Annotated in this window: 1 pseudogene; it reads right to left on the bottom strand. The window is 44.2% G+C overall.

The annotated features are described in order from the left end of the window. Positions 1-153: 153 nt before the first annotated feature. Positions 154-525 (bottom strand): annotated as a pseudogene (locus KYS23_RS20600) (hypothetical protein); the annotation flags it as partial.

Here is a 525-nt window from a genome sequence, read left to right as displayed (position 1 = left end):
TAGTGCAGCGTATATCATAAAAAGAGAGCCCATCTCATCAATTCCTTTGGCTTATAACTTTTAAATAAGGGGCGCAGGCGCGTGGGGCATAATGGCGAAGCCGCCCTGCGTGTATGCGTCCCAGCGAACGAAGTGAGAGACTTAATTTTTTTGTTATATACCATAGCCCGATAATTCCGGGAATCTAACTACCAAGATCCATACAACAACCGAAAAAAACAATTTTACGACCAGCTCTAACAAAGAACGATTTCTAATTGATTTGTTTCCCTCCGGATTGTTCCAACCACCTTTTAGGTCTTCATCTAGCGTGATGACATGGCCAAAAACAATAAGAATTGTGACGAAGGCGAAGGTTACCGCAAATGATAATTCGAAGAACCATGAACCCACTACAGTTAAAAAACAAACCCAAATTGTGAAAAGAGTAAGCTGAATCATACTGGCATATAACTTTTCAATAACGGGCGCAGGCGCGTGGGGCATACTGGCGAAGCCGCCCCGCGTGTATGCGTCCCAGCGAAC

Source organism: Alteromonas lipotrueae (assembly GCF_019249255.1).
Classification (GTDB): domain Bacteria; phylum Pseudomonadota; class Gammaproteobacteria; order Enterobacterales; family Alteromonadaceae; genus Alteromonas; species Alteromonas lipotrueae.
The sequence above is the reverse complement of the archived record's forward strand: the minus strand, read 5'-3'. Positions and strand labels throughout refer to the sequence as shown.